Origin of the sequence: Paraburkholderia sp. RL18-085-BIA-A (assembly GCF_046027075.1) — a bacterium.
Classification (GTDB): domain Bacteria; phylum Pseudomonadota; class Gammaproteobacteria; order Burkholderiales; family Burkholderiaceae; genus Paraburkholderia.
On sequence record NZ_JARESU010000006.1, the window covers coordinates 156400 to 171017 of the forward strand.

The 14618-nt window shown below is 63.7% G+C and carries 15 protein-coding genes; 10 read left to right on the top strand and 5 right to left on the bottom strand.

Annotated elements, in window-relative coordinates:
• Positions 1-58: 58 nt before the first annotated feature.
• Entirely contained in the window at positions 59-460 is a 402-nt protein-coding gene (locus P0D89_RS06440; protein WP_408355620.1) for a DUF2946 domain-containing protein, read from the bottom strand.
• A gap of 190 nt (positions 461-650) precedes the next feature.
• On the opposite strand from P0D89_RS06440, the gene P0D89_RS06445 reads away from it, so the two are divergent.
• Complete coding sequence (locus P0D89_RS06445; RefSeq protein ID WP_408355618.1) at positions 651-2840, top strand: tetratricopeptide repeat protein; 2190 nt, start codon at positions 651-653, stop codon at positions 2838-2840.
• Here the strand turns inward: P0D89_RS06445 and P0D89_RS06450 are convergent.
• Both P0D89_RS06450 and P0D89_RS06455 read right to left on the bottom strand, forming a co-directional pair.
• Complete coding sequence (locus P0D89_RS06450) at positions 2779-3375, bottom strand: putative pterin-binding protein (protein WP_408355616.1); 597 nt, start codon at positions 3373-3375, stop codon at positions 2779-2781. The two genes, P0D89_RS06445 and P0D89_RS06450, sit on opposite strands and share 62 nt — an antisense overlap.
• A 214-nt stretch (positions 3376-3589) precedes the next feature.
• Entirely contained in the window at positions 3590-4258 is a 669-nt protein-coding gene (locus tag P0D89_RS06455; protein WP_408355614.1) for an O-methyltransferase, read from the bottom strand.
• 293 nt (positions 4259-4551) lie between these two features.
• Between P0D89_RS06455 and P0D89_RS06460 the strand changes: the two genes are divergently transcribed.
• Positions 4552-5436, top strand: coding sequence for an NAD(P)-dependent oxidoreductase (locus tag P0D89_RS06460; RefSeq protein ID WP_408355612.1), 885 nt, complete (start codon positions 4552-4554; stop codon positions 5434-5436).
• Positions 5437-5454: 18 nt separating this feature from the next.
• Here P0D89_RS06460 and P0D89_RS06465 read toward each other — a convergent pair whose 3' ends face one another.
• Together P0D89_RS06465 and P0D89_RS06470 are read right to left on the bottom strand one after the other, a co-directional pair.
• Positions 5455-6762, bottom strand: a complete 1308-nt coding sequence (locus P0D89_RS06465) for a LysR family transcriptional regulator (RefSeq protein WP_408355610.1) — start codon at positions 6760-6762, stop codon at positions 5455-5457.
• Positions 6759-7460, bottom strand: a complete 702-nt coding sequence (locus tag P0D89_RS06470; RefSeq protein WP_408355608.1) for a GntR family transcriptional regulator — start codon at positions 7458-7460, stop codon at positions 6759-6761. The genes P0D89_RS06465 and P0D89_RS06470 overlap by 4 nt, the downstream gene beginning before the upstream one ends.
• A gap of 389 nt (positions 7461-7849) precedes the next feature.
• Between P0D89_RS06470 and P0D89_RS06475 the strand changes: the two genes are divergently transcribed.
• The 8 genes from P0D89_RS06475 to P0D89_RS06510 all read left to right on the top strand — a co-directional run bounded on the left by P0D89_RS06475 (position 7850) and on the right by P0D89_RS06510 (position 14322).
• The gene (locus P0D89_RS06475; RefSeq protein WP_408355606.1) at positions 7850-8695 is read left to right on the top strand and encodes a gallate dioxygenase; all 846 of its coding nucleotides are present in this window, start codon (positions 7850-7852) and stop codon (positions 8693-8695) included.
• Positions 8692-9051, top strand: a complete 360-nt coding sequence (locus tag P0D89_RS06480) for a protocatechuate 3,4-dioxygenase (RefSeq protein ID WP_408355604.1) — start codon at positions 8692-8694, stop codon at positions 9049-9051. The genes P0D89_RS06475 and P0D89_RS06480 overlap by 4 nt, the downstream gene beginning before the upstream one ends.
• A 107-nt stretch (positions 9052-9158) precedes the next feature.
• Positions 9159-9320, top strand: a complete 162-nt coding sequence (locus P0D89_RS06485; protein WP_408355602.1) for a hypothetical protein — start codon at positions 9159-9161, stop codon at positions 9318-9320.
• A gap of 89 nt (positions 9321-9409) precedes the next feature.
• Positions 9410-9952 (top strand): hypothetical protein, encoded by a 543-nt coding sequence (locus P0D89_RS06490; RefSeq protein WP_408355600.1) that lies wholly within the window; start codon positions 9410-9412, stop codon positions 9950-9952.
• Positions 9953-10032: 80 nt separating this feature from the next.
• Entirely contained in the window at positions 10033-11253 is a 1221-nt protein-coding gene (locus P0D89_RS06495) for a porin (protein WP_408355598.1), read from the top strand.
• 212 nt (positions 11254-11465) lie between these two features.
• A complete protein-coding gene (locus P0D89_RS06500) occupies positions 11466-12014 on the top strand; it encodes a carboxymuconolactone decarboxylase family protein (RefSeq protein WP_408355596.1) in 549 nt (182 codons plus the stop codon).
• Positions 12015-12140: 126 nt separating this feature from the next.
• A complete protein-coding gene (locus P0D89_RS06505; protein WP_408355594.1) occupies positions 12141-12998 on the top strand; it encodes a helix-turn-helix domain-containing protein in 858 nt (285 codons plus the stop codon).
• A gap of 349 nt (positions 12999-13347) precedes the next feature.
• Positions 13348-14322, top strand: a complete 975-nt coding sequence (locus P0D89_RS06510; RefSeq protein WP_408355592.1) for an alpha/beta hydrolase family protein — start codon at positions 13348-13350, stop codon at positions 14320-14322.
• Positions 14323-14618 lie beyond the last annotated feature (296 nt).

Consider the following 14618-nt stretch of genomic DNA (forward strand, 5'->3'; position numbering starts at 1 on the left):
AGGCGATCGCGCGCCCCCTCGACGGGTGCGACGAATGCGCGATCAGAACCGGTAGCGATCAGGAAACGACAGGTGGGGCTCTGGGGCGTCCCGACGGGAACGCGCCGAGTGGCGTGAAGCGGGTGGAGAGCGCGGGCGGCGCGATGCCGGAGAGCGCGAGAGCGGCAGGCGGCTCGACGGCGGCGACCGTCGGCATCGCGACGTGATGTTCGAGCAGATGACAATATCCGCACGCGCCGAATGCATCGTCGTGGCTCAGATGCACCGGCTCCGGAGCGGTGAGCGCGACGAGGCCCGCTTCGCTCGCGCCGGACGGGTGCAATGCCGAACAGAGCGCGGCGACGGGTTCGTGCGCGCGGCTCGACATCAGCATCTGACTCACGAGCGGTGCGAACACGACGAGCCACATGGCGAACAGGCCAAGCCATGCGGTCATGCGGTTGCAGGATCGTAGAGTCATGATGATCGGGATAAAGGCGGGGCGATTCTAACATTGCCGCGCGATCTTTTTTCGCGTGATGCCGGTTATAGCGGTGGATAAGACGGCTAAAAGCCGCTCATTTCTCCGTGTTGAAACCACCTTGAATCCCTTAAGCTGCGTGGTGAAATGCCGATCCCACCGACGGTGCCGACCCCACTCGCCAGAACTCATGACGCCCACGCAGATGCCAGCCTCTCCGATAGCCGACCTCAACCAGCAGGCCGTCGCGTTATGTTCGGCCGGACAGTTCGCCGTGGCATTGTCGATGGTGACGCCGTGGCTCGACGACGCCACGCTTCTGAACGACGCGCGGGCCGACGCGCTGAATATCGCCGGCGCGTGTTGTTTCGCGCTGCGCAACCTGGCCCATGCGGAAAACCATTGGCGCCAATGTCTGCGCATCAAACCCGACTATGCCGACGTGTACGGCAGCCTCGGCTCGCTGTTCCAGTCGCTCGGGCGCCTGTCCGCCGCGAAGGCGATGTATCGGCAACTGGTCTCGCTGCGGCCCGATCACGCGGCCGCTCATCACCATCTCGGCAACGTGCTCTACGGACTCGGCTACAAGGAGGAAGCTGAGGCGTCGTATCGCCAGGCGGTGACGCTTCGCCCCGACTATGCGGAAGCGCACTACAACCACGGCATCCTGCTGTGCGATCTGCGCCGCCCGCAGGAAGCCGAAGCCGCTTATCGCCGGGCGCTGTCCGGACTGCAAAACTACCCCGAGGTGCACAACAACCTCGGCAACGTGCTGGTGGCGCTCGGGCGCATCGAGGAGGCCGACGCGGCGTACCGTCAGGCGCTGACCCTGCGCCCGCAGTATCCGGAAGCGCTGAATAACCTCGGCGGTGTGCTGAAAGCGGTTCAGCGGCTGACGGAAGCCGAACTGGCCTTCCGCCTCGCGCTGGCCGTGCGGCCCGATTATGCGGAGGCCCATCTGAACCTCGGCACGGTGCTGGTGGACCTCGCGCGTCTGCCCGAAGCCGAAGCGGCTTACCGCGAAGCGATCGCGTGCCGCCCCGACTACGCCGAGGCGCACTACAACCTCGGCATCGCGCTGTTCAGGCAGGAGCGTTTCGACGACGCCGAGCAGGCCTATCGTGAAGCGATTCGCTGCCAGCCCGGTATTGCGCATGCGCATAACAACCTCGGCTGCACGCTCCGCGTGCTCGATCGTTTCCCCGAAGCGATCGATGCGTTCCAACGCGCGCTCGACGTGTGTCCCGAGATGGCCGAAGCGCATTCCAATCTCGGCGGCGCGTTCGCCCAGCTCAGGCGCTTGCCCGAGGCGGAAAGCGCGTACCGCCGGGCGCTCGCATTGCGCGCCGATTACGGCGACGCGCGCTTTGGTCTCGCCGGGCTGCTGCTCGGCATGGGCCGCTTCGAGGAGGGCTGGGCGCTGTACGAGTGCCGCTACGAACAGCCCGCGTTCGTCCATCACAGGACCCGCGCGATGCTCGGCTGCCCGCAGTGGCTGGGCGGGCCGCTCGCCGGCAAGTCGCTGCTCGTCTGGCAGGAAGACGGCCTTGGCGACATGCTTCAATTCAGCCGCTACTTCGCGTTGCTGAAAGCGCAAGGGGCCGCACATATTGCCTTTGCATGCGCGCCGGCGCTGCATCGGCTGATGGCCCAGGTGGACGGCGTCGATGCCGTGCTCGATCACACGAGCGCACAGGCGCGCGCGTCGGATTACGACTGCTGGACGAGTCTGTTGAGCGCACCGCTGTATCTGCACACAACCATCGATACGATTCCGCGCGCCGCGCAGCTCACGCCCGAGCCGGCGCTCGTCGAGCAATGGCGGCCGGCGTTGGTCGCGCTGCCGCCCGGCCGCAAGATCGGTCTGGTGTGGAAGGGCAACGCGAAACACCATAACGACGCGAACCGTTCGATTCCTTCGCTGGCGACGCTCGCGCCGCTCTGGAGCGTGCCGGGTCTGGGTTTCGTGAGTCTGCAAAAAGGGCAGGGCGAAGACGACGCGCGCAATCCGCCCGCCGGTCAACCCTTGCTCGATCTCGGCACGAAGGTGACGGATTTCGCGGACAGCGCCGCGATCATCGCGCAACTCGATCTGGTGATTTGCGTGGATACGTCGATCGCGCATCTGGCCGCGTTGCTCGGCAAGCCATGCTGGGTGATGCTGCCGGAAAGAGATGTGGACTGGCGCTGGATGCACGAGCGCGACGATTCCCCGTGGTATCCGCACACGCTGCGCCTGTTTCGCCGCGCGCGGGGTGAGGACTGGGCGGCGTCGGTCGAGCGGGTGAGGCAGGCGTGCGTCGAGCAGTTCGGCGCCGCTACGCTTCGCTCACCTGCATATGGTAAAGGCCCCACGGAGACAGTTCGAAGCGCTCCTTGAGCGGCTTGGCCGACAACTGCGGGATATTGTCCGCATCGAAGATCGCCCATAAGAGCCCCACGCCGCCGAGCGGCAACGGCTTGCCATCCATCTGCGTGGCGACGATGAAGCGATACGCGCGCACGGTGTCGAGTGTCGTCATCACCGCATAGCCGTCGACCGCGTGCAGCAGGACCTGGGTGCTGCCCGCGCCTGGCGCGCCGACATAGTCGAGCACGTCGGTGAGCAACGGGCCGCTGAACGTGTGCTGACGCGAGTCATATTCGAGGGTGGTCTTGATCGTCACCGCCTTCATGCCGGCGAGCAACGACAGATCGACGCCATACGCCTGAGAGAACTTCACCTGATGCTTTGCGAGCAATTGGTCGAATGCCGGATCGAGCGCGCCGCGATTGTGGCGCCTGATCGAGCCGGAGATCGTCAGGATCACCGGCGCGGACGCGCAGCTTTCGCTGCGCACGTGCTTCGCGCCGAACGCGGGCGCGGCCGTTGCGCTCAATACCGCCGCGCGGGTCAGGAACTGGCGTTTATCCATTTGCATATGCTCCGGGCGTCATTGAGGGGCGACGTGATCGGTCTCGCCGGTGCGCCCCATATTGTCGGAGCAATGCCGCCGTTTGTGTCGCGGTCATGCCTATATATGGCAAGGATTCCATATCTTCTTTGCGCATGCCGTGTCATCTGCCCGTCGCAACCCCTGCGCTTCTTCCGCAGGTCGATGACGAAGTCGTGCGATCGACTCGTTCGCGCTAGGCGGACACGATCGACATGGAGAACCCATCCCATCCTTTCGTGCCGACCGTTTGCACAGCAGTCGAGTCGAGCTGCGGATTCGTCGCAAGCAGTCTGAAGTATTCATGCAAGCCGATGACGTCGGGATCGGTGCTTTGCAGATCCGCGATCCGGCCGCCGCGAATCACGTTGTCGCCCATGATCAGCGTGCCGGGCTGGCTCAGTTGCAGCGACAGGTGCAGATACTCCGGATAATTTTTCTTGTCGGCGTCGAGAAAAATCATGTCGAAAGGTTCGACGCCATCGGTCACGAACTTCTTGAGTGTCTGCGCGGCGGCCCCGATCACGATCGAGACGACGCCCGACAAACCCGCTCGCTCGACGTTGGCCCGCGCTACCGCGGCGTTCTCGGGATTCATTTCGAGCGAGATCAGGCGGCCGCCGGACGGCAGCGCGCGCGCCAGCCAGATCGTGCTGTAGCCGCCCAGCGTGCCGACTTCGAGAATGCGGCGCGCGCCGCGCAGCTTCGCCAGCAGGTGCAGCAGCTTGCCCTGGTTTGGCGCCACGTGAATCGGCGGCAGACCGGCCGCGGCACTCGCCTCCAGCGCTGCATCGAGCACGGCATCGGACGCCAGCAGCCGGCTCGCCAGATATTCGTCCATCGCGTCCCATTGTTTCTGAGTCATCGTCTCCCCCTGGTTACGTGTCAGTCTGGATGTGCTTGTATGTTTGTAGCAGAAAAGCGCAATGGACATTGTTTCGCAGCGCATGTTCGCGATGCGGTGTTTGACCGATAAGCAAATGCGATGGATTGCACGCTGCTTTAAGTGTTCCCAGAACACGTCCAAATCCTACAATGGTGGCTGGCACACAGCTAAAACGGGTGGCTCGAAATGACACACAGCGCGACGTTCCGCACTATCTGGCGTCGCTTTGACGGCGCAACCGGCAGACTCTCTTCGATGCGGGAAGCGCGGCGATGAGCGGCCCGGCTCGCATCGCCGCGATCGCTTTCATCGGCTTCGGCGAGGCCGGCGGGATACTCGGCGCGGCGCTTGCCGCGAAAGGCGTGCAGGTGTCGATGTTCGATCTGCGGCGCGATGTTCTTCGTGACAAGGCGCTGGCCGCGGGCGTTCGCGTCGCCGACACATTGCAAAGCGCGCTCGACGGCGCGCAAGTCGTCGTCTCGGCGGTGACCGCCGAAGCCGACCTCGAAGTGGCGCAAGAGGTCGCTCGCTGTATCGAAGCGGAGCAGGTGTTCCTCGATATCAACTCGGTCTCGCCGCACACCAAGCAGCACGCGCAGGCTTGCATCGAAGGCGCGGGCGCGCGCTACGTCGAGGCCGCCGTGATGGCGCCCGTGCCGCCGTATGGTCTCGCGGTGCCGATGCTGCTGGGCGGCGCCGAGGCCGCTCGCCTCGCGCCCATGCTCGACGCGTTGGGCTTCGATGCGCGAGCAGTGTCGGAGAAGGTCGGCGTGGCATCGGCCGCGAAGATGTGCCGCAGCGTGATGATCAAGGGCATCGAAGCGTTGACCGTGGAATGTCTGCGCGCCGCGCGGCACTACGATGCGGAGTCGATTGTGCTGGCCTCGCTTGCGCAGACATTCGGCAAAATGCGCGACGACGCCGACGTGCCCGGCTATCTGGTCAGCCGCGTCGCCGAACATGGACGCCGGCGCGCGGCGGAAATGCGCGAGGTTTCGCAGACGCTGCAGGAGGCCGGTATCACGCCGTTCATGAGCGACGCGTGCGCGCGCTTGCAGGACAGCATCGTGGATGCGATGCAGGCGGGCGGCATCGACTACGGGGCGCTGCCCATGCCGTTCGACTGGCGCGCCTTCTTCGACGAGCTGCCGGACTAGACGCGCGGCGCGCTGCGCTCAGGTCGCGGCGATGGTGACGGTGCGCGTTACGTCGACCACCGACAGCCGGATCGCGTCGATCAACGCGCGCGCGGCCGGCGACGGCGTGCCCGCCGCGCGCACCGTCAGGCCGATGTCGCGCCGGGTGTTGTGCAGTTGCACGTCGAGCACCACCAGTTGCCCGGAGCGAACCTCATGATGCAATTGCTGCGCCGACAGCGCGGCCAGCATGTCGGTGCCCAGCAGCAGCCCGCGTATCACTGCGAGGTCGGCGGTCTCGACCGTGGGCAGCGGCGGCCTGACTTTCATCCGCTTGAATTGCGCTTCGAACAGCCCGCGCGCCGGTGAGTGGCTGCGCGGCAGAATCCACTGCGCGTCGCGCAAGCCCATGATGGTGAGGCCCTGTTCGCGGGTCAGCGGATGATCGCGGCGCACCAGCAACACCATGTCTTCCGACATCAGGCGCTCGTTCTTCAGCCCGCTCGACGCGTCGTTGTCGCGCAGCGCGCCGAGAATGAAGTCGATGTCGCCCGCGCGCAGGCCGGCCACCAGCGTCTCGTACGAGCTTTCGTCGGTGACCACGCGCACGCCCGGATTCTCCGAGCTCATGCGCGCGATCGCTTTGGGCAGGATCAGCGTGCGCCCGAGCGGCAATGCGCCGACCGTCACGAGACCTTGAATCTTGCCGTACAACGCGGCGATATCGTCGGGCACGTGCCGCAATTCGTTCAGTGCGCGGCGCACGTGCAGCAGAAACGTTTCGCCTTCAGTGGTGAGCAGAATCCCGCGCGGGCTGCGGTGAAAGAGGCTCAAACCGGAACCGCTTTCCAGCACGCGAATCGCGGTACTCACCGCGGGCTGGCTGATGCCGAAGGTCTTCGCCGCGCTCGGCATATGCCGGTGCCGAGCGAGTGTCGTGAACAGTTGCAGCCGCCGCGTGTTCAGCAGATAAGCGGGCAATGCGCCTTCCGCTGCCGGCCGGCGACGCGCCTGGCGCGCGCCGCACCACCGCGCAAGCTCTTCCAGTTCCGCGAAAATCCGCTCGCAACGATGCAGCACCGCGCGCCCGACCGGCGTCGGCAGCATGCCCGACGGGCCGCGGTCGAACAGCGGCTCGCCGAGCGCCGATTCCAGCTCCTGCACCGAACGCGTGACCGCCGATTGCGCGCGAAACAGCGCGGCCGCGGCGCGCGTCGCGCTGCCCATCTCGGCGACGAGGCGAAACGCGCGCAGTTGCGCGAGGTTGAGCAGGTCCTTGCTGTTCTCGGACGACGGCGCTTTGACAGGCGCCGCGTTGCTGGCGAGGGATGGGTTGTCGCTCGTCATGCGGCACCCGCGATCAGATGCAGTGACGGCAGCGACAGGTTCAGGCTTTCCTTCGAGATGTGCGTGTGTTCCTTCATCAACGCTTCCACGCGCGCGCCTTCGCCTTTTTTCAACGCATCCGCAATTGCGTGATGCTGGCGATGCGCGTACATCAGCATCATGAACTGGCGCTCGCGCGCGGCTTCGTCGAAGGCGATCGTGAAGGGCGACACGAACGGGATCTTGTCGTTCAGGCTCAACGCGGCCGTGACCGCCACGTTCTGCGCGGCGTCGACGATCAGCGCGTGAAAGCGGCCGTTCATCTGCGCGTAGCGCACGTCGTCGCCGGGTTGCAGTTGCCGCTGGTTGAAGATGTCGTCGCCTTCGCGCAGGCAATCGTCGAGCGACGCCGCCAGCGCCGCGCCCACGCCTTGTTCGGCGACCGAGCGCGCCGCGAGTCCTTCGAGCACGCCGCGCACGTCGATCGCGTTGAGCACGTCACGCACGCTGAAGCGGCGCACCATGTAGCCACGCCCCCCGGAGCGATCCAGCAGGCCTTCCGACGACAGCACGCTCAACGCATAACGCAGTGGCGTGCGCGACACGCCGAGCCACTGCGCGAGTTGCGCTTCCACGAGACGCTGGCCCGGCGATAGCTCGCCGGCCAGGATCTTCTCGCGTAAGGTCTGGACAATTGTCTGCTGGGTCGTCTCGTTCATCGTTATGTACTCGTCCGGAGCATCGAAGTATAGCCACGCGCGCAGCGCCGCACCACGCCTCTAATCGCTGCTTGCGACTTCTTTTCGGGGCCATCGGTTTTGTTTATCGCAAGCGGATGGCAGAGGGGCGCGGCCAAAACATGCGAAGGCGGCTCGGGATACCAACGGAGCCATACGCGACGCGGCTTGCAGCGCTGCGCCGCACCCGGCGCAGCCGCGGTGGGCGCGGTTTCGACCCATTATCCTACGGCCGACTGAGGTTTACCCGCACTTCCTGTCTGACGGCACAATCCTATCTTTGTATCCCAAGACGGTCGCGCCGGCTACGTCGTTGGTCACGAAGACCTATCCGATTGGCGCGCGGCATGAAGTAACGGAAGACTACGATTATGGTAAGGATCATCGGTGGCATCGGCACTTCGCATGTGCCCACAATCGGCATGGCGTACGACAAGCGCAAGCAGAACGATCCCGCGTGGGCGTCGCTGTTCAAAGGTTACGAGCCGGTTGCGAAATGGCTCGCGGACCGCAAGCCCGACGTGATGGTGATGTTCTACAACGATCACGCGAACAGCTTCTTCTTCGATTGCTATCCGACCTTCGCGCTGGGCGTGTCGGCCAATCATGAATTCGCGGATGAAGGCGCGGGCAAGCGTCCGTTGCCGGACATCGCCGGCCATCCCGATCTGGCGATTCACATCGCCGAGCAGATGGTCGCCGACGAGTTCGATCTGACGATCTTCCAGGACCGGCCGCTCGACCACGGCTGCAATTCGCCGCTCTCGCTGATGTTGCCGCACGACGGCGGCTGGCCGATGTCGCTGGTGCCGCTGGAAGTCAACGTGCTGCAATATCCTCTGCCCACCGCGAACCGCTGCTACCGTCTCGGCCAGGCACTGCGCCGCGCGATCGAATCGTTCGAGCAGGATCTGGACGTGGTGGTGGTCGGCACAGGCGGCCTCTCGCACCAGGTGCACGGCGAGCGCAGCGGCTTTAACAACACCGAGTGGGACATGGAGTTCCTCGACCTGATCGTCAGCGACCCGCAGCGTCTCGCGGCGATGAAGCATGTCGACTACGTGCGCCTGGGCGGCGCGGAAAGCGTTGAGACGATCATGTGGCTCGCGATGCGCGGCGCGCTCGGGCCGAAGGTCCGCGAACTGCATCGTAACTACTATCTTGCGACCAGCACCGCGATGGCCGTGACGATCTATGAAGACGAGGTGGCGCAATGAATCCGCAACTGATCGGCGTCGAAGAACTGACCGGCACGTACCCGTTCGACATTCGCCAGAGCATGAAGGCGATGCGCCTGAACCGCTTCTTCTGGCAGATGCGCGAAGCGCCGGCGCGCGAGCTGTGGCTGGAAAACCGCAGCGCCGCGTATGACGCGGCCGGGCTCACGCCGCAAGAGCGCACGCTGGTCGACAACACCGACTGGATCTGTCTGATTCGCTACGGCGTGTGCTTCTTCGTGCTCGAAAAATTCGCTCGCGTGGTGAAGATCACGAACCTTGGCATGTACGCCAGCATGCGCGGCGAAACGCTCGAAGCATTTTTGAAGACACGCAGGGTACCTGACGCGGTGTAAGCGCGCTCAATCCTGCCGGGCCGTCCGGCAGGTTTTCACTTCGATACCAACAAGACCCCGGATTCGATCGAAATCCGGGGCGGGAGAATATTTGCTCGGAGACACGCATGACGTTCGCACACCCTCTGGAGTCGTCCATCGACGCGCGCGAAGCGCCGCGTTGCCGGCGGCTCATCTTTGCTTTGTGTTCTTCCATTCGCGCATTCGAGGAAACGCCGCTGCCACACAGCACGCCGCGTTTCGAGGTCAGCCCGTTGGCTGAAGCCTGAATCCGCGCGCGGCAAGGTCACGCGAGTCCGCGTGGTCGGATGCCGCGTGCGCCCCGTTGTATGTGAAGCGTGTTTCGAGGAGAACTGACATGAGTGGCAATTTCGGCGTGAGCGGAACGGACCTCGGCAAGGGTTTGAGATCGATGGATTCCGAATCGCCCGGGTGCAAGGCGACGTTGCGTGCTGGGGTGATCGGCGGACTGGTCCGTGCGGTGGTGATCTGGATTTACGAGGCGCTGGTGTGGGTCGGCGCGCAGCAGCTGATGCCGCTCGCCGGCATTCCGCGCAACGCGACCGGTCTCGTGTTCGGCAAGCACGTGCAGGAGTCGCTCGGCATCTGGGCGTACGTCGTGGGAACCGGCATTCACTTCGTGTTCGCGGCGGCGTGGGGTGTGCTGTTCGCGGCAATCTGGCCTTACTTCCGCCAGCGCGGTTATGAAGCGACGCTGATCGCGTTGTTCTACGCGGTGATCGCGTGGATCGTCATGCACGTGGCGATCATGATCGCGTCGGACAACCACCCGGATTACTACGACCCGGCGGTGATTATCGGCGGGTTCATGTCGCATATCTTTTTTACCGTGCCGCTGGCTTTGACCGTCAAGCGACTGTTGCAGCCTCGACGGTACTAGCGCGAGGGGTTCGGCGAGCCGCTGGGTGCAAAGCCGAAAAAAAGTATTTCAACGAGACGTAAAACCTGGAGATCCTAAGAATGATTAAAAGTATCAGACGAGTCGACGCGGTGATGTTCGGCGCAGCGATGGCTGCCGCCGTGCCTGCTTTCGCTCAAAGCAGCGTGACCCTGTACGGCATCGTCGATAACGGCCTGTCCTACACCAACAACCAGGCGTCGCTCGGCGCTACCAGCGGCGGCAAATCGGCAACCAAGATGACCCCCGGCGTGTGGGCGGGCAGCCGCTTCGGCCTGAAAGGTGCAGAGGATCTGGGCGGGGGCACGAAGGCGATCTTCCAGCTCGAATCCGGCTTCAATTCGGCGACCGGCGCGCAGCAATACATCAACGCGATGTTCGGCCGCCAGGCGTGGGTTGGCGTAACCAACGCGACCTACGGTACGTTGACGGCAGGCCGCCAGTACGCGTCGTATTACCAGATGCTCTCGCCCTATAGCCCGACGACCTGGCTCACCGGCTACTACGGCGCGCACCCTGGCGATATCGACGGCCTCGACACGATCTATCGCTCGAACAACACGCTGGAGTACACATCGCCGAAGCTCTTCGGTCTGACGGTCAGCGGCTCGTATTCGCTGGGCGGCGTGCCGGGCAGCTTCAACCGCGGCTCGACGTGGGCGACCGGCGCACAGTATGCGCTGGGTCCGGTCGGCTTCGCGGTCGGCTTCTCGCGCATCAACAACGCGACCGTCGGCGGCGGCGCGTGGGGCGCGGATTCGACCACCACGAACGGCGGCGCGCAGATCGGCGTGTCCGCGCTGACCAACGGCTACCAGACCGCGCAGGCGCAACAGCGCTTCGCGGTCGGCGGCGGCTACACGTTCAACAGCGCATGGGACGTGTCGGCGACGTATTCGAACGTGCAGTACATTCCGGGCACGGGTTCGAAGTTCCACGACACGGCGATCTTCAACACGGGCGGCCTCGTGCTGCACTGGAAGCCGGCCACCGCGTGGGACCTCGGCGCGGGCTACAGCTACACCCGTGCGACGCGCGCGAACGGTATCGACGACAATGCGCAGTACCACCAGTTCAACCTCTCCGAGTACTACTCGCTGTCCAAGCGCAGCGGGTTGTATGCGCTGCAGGCTTATCAGAAGGCGAAGGGCAAGACGCTCGGCACCAATGGCGCAGGGCAGATCATCGACGCTACGGCGACGCTCGGCGACGGCTACAACACGACGCCGTCTTCTTCGGGCAGCCAGTTCGCGGTTGGCGTGGGCATCATTCACCGTTTCTAATTTTGAGGTTCGTGCAGTGAGTGAAACCGGGTTCTTTGAGCCCGGCTTTTTTGTTGGTGTCATCTGTATGGGTGCCAACTTCATTGAGGAGAGCATCGCTCAATTGATTCAAACTTATTACATCCGAGGTAATTGGCGAGCCTCTTCTCCGCGCTTAGTCTTCGGTTGTCGCGCAGTTCATTTCGAGCCGCGCTCACTATCGAGGACACATCATGTCGACGTTCCAGGTTTACGCCATCGACTCCGCGCCGGAGCAATCCAAACCGGCATTGCGGCAACTTCAGCAGACCTTCGGCTTCATCCCCAATATCGCGGGAGTCATGGCTGAATCGCCTGTTCTGATCGACGCTTTCCTGAACCTGTTCCAGAAGGTCCATGCAGGCACTTTCACGGAAGCACAAATCCAGACCCTGCTGCTGACGAACGCAGTGACCAACGCGTGTTCATGGGCGGTTGCGTTTCACACTGCATTGGCACTGCACGAGGGGCTCGCACCCGCCGATGTCGACGCGATTCGCGCGGGTGGGACGCCTGCGCATCGCCAACATGCGGCGCTCTCGGCACTCACGAAAACGTCGATCGAAAAGCGTGGTCATCTCAACGAGCAGGACGTGAACGCGTTTCTCGAAGCCGGTTTCCGTCGCGACCAGGTGTTCGAAGTGCTTGCCGTAGCCGCTGCGTCGACGATTACGAACTACGTCGGCAACATCGCGCAGCCGCCATTGGAGGCACAGTTTCAGGCGCACGTCTGGAGTGCCTGAGGCTTTTCTTTTTCAGTCAGGATCGATCGGCGGCAGGGAGTATGCTGACTCGCTGAGGTCGGTGATCGGGCAAAGTCGCCCGATCACCAGACTCTGTGCGCATGCAGACTTGCAGATAAGAAAGCGATGAACCCTACGAATCCAGTCAAGAAAACGCCGCCTAACGACCTCGGCGCGTTGTTGCGTCACTGGCGAGACCTACGCGGCATCAGCCAGTTGGACCTGTCGTTCAATGCCGGCGTCTCGCAGCGTCATATCAGCTTTATCGAAAGCGGACGCAGCGTGCCGAGCCGCCAGATGTTGCTGGATATCGCGCAGACACTCGACATCCCTCTGCGCGAACGCAACACACTGCTGCTGGCCGCCGGCTACGCGCCGATGTACGCCGACGCCGCGTGGAATGCGCAGGAAATGCAGAGCGTCACGAAAGCGCTCGGGCGAATGCTGCGCCAACACGAGCCGTTTCCGGCACTGGTCATGGATCGCTACTGGAACGTGTTGATGACCAATGAGTCCGCGCCGAAGTTTTTCAATTGCTTCATTGATATGGCGGCGCGCAAGGGGCCGCGCAACATGCTGCACCTGATATTCGATCCGGATGGAATGCGGCCGTTCGTTGCCGACTGGCAAAGCGTTGCGGATAGTCTGATTCGGCGCGTTTCTCGCGAGTCGGTGGGCCGCGTGATCGATGACCCGACGCGGGAGTTGCTTGCGGCGTTACGCGCGTATCCCGATGTGCCTGCGGACGCGCATTCCTCGCGCGTGTTCAGCGCTGATGCGGGCGCGGCTGCCGCGATGCCGGTGATACCTATCGGCTTCGTCAGGAACGGTCACGTGCTGAACTATTTCTCGATGGTCGCGAGCGTGGGGACACCGCAAAACGTCGCGGCGCAGGAGTTGCGTATCGAATGCATGTTCCCTGCGGATGATGAAACGGAAGGGCGGCATATGGAGATGCTTGATGCGCTTTCGCAGGATGGTTGACGTGGCGCGGTGATCGATTTCAGGTTGGCTGTGTTTGACCGGTTGGTGCCGCGGCAGTACGGGTTGTCGATCGGATAGGTTGGACCGGATTGAGTAGGCTCGCGGCAGGCTGCATCCGTACATCGATCAGTAGCGCAATGTGGCGACGTGCCTTGCTCGACATGGAGCGAATGCTGTTTGCGGCCGAGGGTAACCCATGTGCAATGCCCATGCGCCCGGCTCAAGTGAGTGTTCGGCGCGCAGAGCTTCAGGTCCATCGAAAAGTCCGAGCACCACTACGGTCCGTTTCGCAACGCTTACTCAATACCGTTCGGTCTGAATGACAACAAAGGAGACCACCGTGAGATTGATGGCCATGATCGCCACCCTTTTTGCCCTGGTTGCTGCGCCTGCCTTCGCCGCCGATGTCGGCTTCGAGGAGGTCAAGATAGCTAATGGCGCGGAGCCGCCGCTAACGGCCGGGATCTGGTACCCGACTGACGCGCCGGCGACACCGCACTCCTTGGACAGATTCACCCAGACTGTGGCGCCGGGCGCTCCGATCGCTGGCCATCGCCTGCCGCTGGTGGTGATGTCGCATGGCGGCGGAGGGTGGTACGGAGGCCATTACGACACGGCTCTCGCCTTGGCTCACGCGGGCTTCGTGGCGGCGGCGATCAGTCACGCCGGCGACACTTCCAATGACCAGAGCCGGGTCTTGCAATTGTGGCGCCGTCCCGCCCAGCTTCACCGCCTGGTTGACTACATGCTCGATGAGTGGCGTTGGCACGGGCGGCTGGATGCAGCCCGCATCGGCGCGTTCGGCTTTTCCAACGGCGGCTTTACCGTGCTCGTGGCCGCAGGCGGGATCCCGGACCTTGCGCAGATCGCCCCGTATTGCGACGCCCACCCGGACCATGACCTCTGCGAGGCCCTGAAGCATGCCGGCGTCGATCCCCATCTCGGCGTGGATGTTCCCGCCGGCGCCTGGGTCCACGATCCGCGCATCAAGGCCGTCGTCACCGCTGCGCCCGCGTTCGGCTTTGCCTTCGGCCGCGCAGGGCTAAGCAGCGTGCGCGCTCCGATCCAGCTCTGGCGAGCCGCCGACGATCGTCATCAGCCGCATCCCTACTACGATGAGGCGGTACGCGCCGACCTGCCCCGAACGCCCGAATATCACGTGGTCGCCAACGCAGGCCACTACGACTTCCTGCCACCCTGCGATGCGCGTCTGTCCCGAAAGATGCCCGATGTCTGCGACAGCCTGCCGGGCTTCGACCGCGCGGCGTTCCATGAGCAATTCAACGCCGACGTGGTGAAGTTTTTCCAGGCAACGCTGCGATAGGAAACTTCTCGTCTTTCGTGCGCCGGCACCGCGAGTCATGAGGTCATTGACCGTTGCCTTTCGAGAACCACGGGCGGGCGTCCCTCCATGTATGGAATGGACACCGTCCTCTCTTCGCGGACGCAGGAAGTCCGGCAGGAACGCGGAGGCCCTCCAGAACCGAACGGCATCGTTGTGCCCGAGTGGAGTCTCAACACGTCCACTTGAGGAACGGAGGGCCCAAATGAATGCTACGACATACGGTCTGGATGTTCTCTGCGGCAGGAGCCGCCAAAGACTCAGAACCTGGAAGGGGT